At 33.2% G+C, this 3,114-nt stretch carries 5 protein-coding genes and 1 pseudogene; 2 read left to right on the forward strand and 4 right to left on the reverse strand.

Features of this window, described 5'->3' with window-relative positions; genetic code table 11:
- Positions 1 to 325 (reverse strand): annotated as a pseudogene (locus tag P9B04_RS18220) (RNA-guided endonuclease InsQ/TnpB family protein); the annotation flags it as partial.
- Between the two features lie 237 nt (positions 326 to 562).
- Positions 563 to 736, reverse strand: coding sequence for a helix-turn-helix domain-containing protein (locus P9B04_RS18225; RefSeq protein ID WP_342056399.1), 174 nt, complete (start codon positions 734 to 736; stop codon positions 563 to 565).
- Between the two features lie 61 nt (positions 737 to 797).
- On the opposite strand from P9B04_RS18225, the gene tnpA reads away from it, so the two are divergent.
- Entirely contained in the window at positions 798 to 1,205 is a 408-nt protein-coding gene (gene tnpA / locus P9B04_RS18230; RefSeq protein WP_342056403.1) for an IS200/IS605 family transposase, read from the forward strand.
- A 159-nt stretch (positions 1,206 to 1,364) separates the two neighbouring features.
- Here the strand turns inward: tnpA and P9B04_RS18235 are convergent, their stop codons facing one another.
- Together P9B04_RS18235 and P9B04_RS18240 are read right to left on the reverse strand one after the other, a co-directional pair.
- A complete protein-coding gene (locus P9B04_RS18235; RefSeq protein ID WP_342056400.1) occupies positions 1,365 to 1,724 on the reverse strand; it encodes a hypothetical protein in 360 nt (119 codons plus the stop codon).
- A gap of 279 nt (positions 1,725 to 2,003) precedes the next feature.
- Complete coding sequence (locus P9B04_RS18240) at positions 2,004 to 2,363, reverse strand: hypothetical protein (protein WP_342056401.1); 360 nt, start codon at positions 2,361 to 2,363, stop codon at positions 2,004 to 2,006.
- Between the two features lie 238 nt (positions 2,364 to 2,601).
- Between P9B04_RS18240 and P9B04_RS18245 the strand changes: the two genes are divergently transcribed.
- Positions 2,602 to 2,919, forward strand: coding sequence for a hypothetical protein (locus P9B04_RS18245; protein ID WP_342056402.1), 318 nt, complete (start codon positions 2,602 to 2,604; stop codon positions 2,917 to 2,919).
- Positions 2,920 to 3,114 lie beyond the last annotated feature (195 nt).

Genomic DNA, 3,114 nt, shown 5'->3' on the forward strand with positions numbered 1-3,114 from the left:
TCATTTTAAACAGATTTTTTCCAGGCTTTTTTCTAACATTCAACATTTCTGCTTTTACTCCTTTTTTACCAGCACGTTTCTTCCTAGATTCCTTAGCCGTTTTATTAATTTTATCCTGTGATTGTTTTAAAAACCTAGGATTATCGATAACAGTTCCATCGTCAAAAGCAAGTGCATGATGAGTACCGAAATCGATACCACAGGCTTTGTTGCCAGTTTCTCGTTCAGAGCTACAAATCACAGTAACAGAAGCATACCATTTTCCTTGTTTAAAAATAATAGTGCAAGTATTTGGCAGTCCCCAATCTCTCGCCTTACCTCTCATTTTTATTGTTCCAAGGTTAGAGAGAGTTAGCTTTCCATGATGTCCATTGCTGTCTATTTTCCAACCAGCTTTATCAGGATAAGTCCATCCTTTATATTTTCTTGCAGACTTCAGTTTCGGATAACCTGATTTAATCTTGAAAAAACGTTGAAAGGCAAAATCAACTCGTTTTACAGTTGCTTGAAGGGTATGACTACCAAGTTCTTTATATTCTGGCCAATCTTTTTTAAACTCAGGTCATGAGTTTTGTTGGTCAAAGTAATTAATGGATTTACCAAACTTTTTGTATTGAGTTTTTCGATTAACTACACAAGCATTGTATAAATCTTTGTGTAAACGTCTCCAATAATGAAGTTTCTCATTTTGTTCTTTATTTGGGTAAAGTCTAAACGTGATTCTTTTAGTAGCCATGTCGCCGACCTCAACAGAACTGATATGATGATTTTAGTCTAATTACCTGTAGGAGGTCAAGATAAAACCACGAAAAGGGTCACATAGTGTTTTTAGTGTGCGGTTACACTTTGTTTTTGTTACTCATTATAGACGCAAAGTAATAACCGCCCAAATGTTAGAGCGATTAAGGGAAATGGTTTGGCAAGTATCTAGAAAAATGGATTGTGAATTATTAGAGTTTTCTGGGGAAATGGATCATGTTCATATACTATTAGATTTCCACCCTAAAAACTCAATATCTACAGTTGCAGGATGTCTTAAAAGTTCGACGGCTAGAGTTATGAAAAAAGACTTTCCTGAGCAAGTAACTAAGTTTTATAAAGACAAAGTTTCTTTTTGGTCTAAGTCTTATTATGTTGCTTCTTCTGGTGGCGCACCTATTGAAAAGTTGAAAGAATATATCAAGAACCAAGATGCCCCTATTTAATGATTCTTCGGACATCGAGTCCTCAAATCATTGTGCTTTCCTTCCCCACTCTCAGCTTGCGGAGTGGGGACTGACGCACTGTCGTTCAAAGTTTAGAATTACTAGGTAACAAGAATAATTATGTTGTTTTCAAACAATCCCCTTTTTTTCTTGAATAAGTTATCTTTTGTCAGTCCCGTTTTTGATTTCTGTAGAATAATACTCACTATATTTATTACCTAAATCATCTTTATTATTAGAATAATCAACCAGTGATTTATTGTTAGAAGTTATAATAATACGAAATCTTTCTGCCTCAAACCAACCTGGTCCTATTGCAGATGCGTCCCTAACTATAAGTCCTTGTGGAAGTGTAAAAACAGTTGCTTTTCCATCAAAATAACCCACTTCAGTATCTTGTGTTAATACTCCAATCCGACCATTGGCAATTTCTGCGCATCCATCTATTGATTCATATAATAAGAAAAGGTTCAAGAGAACTGAAATAAAGAGTACAAATACGATAGTTCTTAATTTCATTTTTTACAATATTACGTCATACTTAACATTGTAAAGAAAAATCTATTAATTGACGAATGATTCTCTGAATAAAATCAGTGATTATAGAAGTTTAACTTCGTACAAAAGTACTGTGACAAACTTGGAGGCCTCCGTTGTTTTGGAAAATTAGCGATCGCCAATAAACCATCCAAAAACTAGAGTGAGCCAGAAAAAAGGATCTTTTAATACTCTTTAGGCTGACCCCACATTTCACCGTTTTTGTCAATATAAAACGCCTAGATTATTAAATTTATTCGGTTATTTTGTTTTGTTTTTAGTAGAATAATACTCACTATATGTATTGCTTAAATCACCTTTGTTATTAGAATAATCAATCAGTGATTCACTATTAGAAGTAATAACAAAACGAAATTTATATAGGTTTGCCAAATCAGATCTAGTTGCAGATACTTCCCTAACTGTAAGTCCTTTTGGGAGTGTAAAAACAGTTGTTTTTTCCTTAAGATGACCTATTTCAATATCTTGTGTTAATACTCCAATCCGACCATTTGATACTTCGCATCTACCTATTAATTCAGATAATAAGGAAAGATTGAAGAGAACTGAAAGAATAAGCATAAATATAGTAATAGTTTTTAATTTTACGTAGTTTGTCATAAGTAGTGAAAATTAATCTAAGTTGATAGTATTTCCTCATTTCATTATAGTACGGATTACTATGTCGGCGTAGATAATATAAATATTAGAATTATTTATGTAAATAGTCCTAATTCTTTTATGTTCTTAACTTTTCTCTTAACTTCCTAAATTTAGGTTGAATGGTTCTTTAAAGACTTATATTATTCATATTCAAGCAACGTTTGTATGTTAAAAGTTAGAAATTAGGGAGATTATCATGATGAAGAAACTTCTCATAGCCGTTTTTGTCTTACTAACAGTAACCTTTAGTTCTTACCAAGTCAAATCTGCTTTAGCTAGTTCTCCTAATTCACAGGGGATTTTACAATCTAGAGTCAATTTAGAACGAGACTATGATTATCCTTTTACTCGTACATATGACCCAGAAATACTTGCCGCCATCTGTAATGATAGAGAACTGTCGAAAAAAAAGTCTCCTCAACCAAAACCTCTAAAACCTATTAAGACATCTAAATTCAAACGTGTATACGGTGCGCAAACTACACGCGAAGAATATCAAAGACTAATTCAATGATGATTAACTTCACTTGTGATTATTCTTTAAACTGATGGGATATTAGTGGCGATCGCTGACCTTTGCAAAAGTACCTAGTGTACCTTAGAGATTAAGGTTTGGGTCTCTAGGCTAACAAATTCTCAGGATTAATTAACAATTGATACCAAATCCGCTCTTTTTAACCCCCTTATAAAACCCTTTACTAATAGATGA

This window comes from Crocosphaera sp. Alani8, from assembly GCF_038442745.1.
Lineage (GTDB): Bacteria > Cyanobacteriota > Cyanobacteriia > Cyanobacteriales > Microcystaceae > Crocosphaera.

What these genes read in the sequence shown, in the direction of transcription:
- P9B04_RS18225 (WP_342056399.1), bottom strand. Translation starts at nt 736, where the DNA reads ATGGCTACTAAAAGAATCACGTTTAGACTTTACCCAAATAAAGAACAA.
- P9B04_RS18235 (WP_342056400.1), bottom strand. Translation starts at nt 1,724, where the DNA reads ATGAAATTAAGAACTATCGTATTTGTACTCTTTATTTCAGTTCTCTTG.
- P9B04_RS18240 (WP_342056401.1), bottom strand. Translation starts at nt 2,363, where the DNA reads ATGACAAACTACGTAAAATTAAAAACTATTACTATATTTATGCTTATT.
- P9B04_RS18245 (WP_342056402.1), top strand. Translation starts at nt 2,602, where the DNA reads ATGATGAAGAAACTTCTCATAGCCGTTTTTGTCTTACTAACAGTAACC.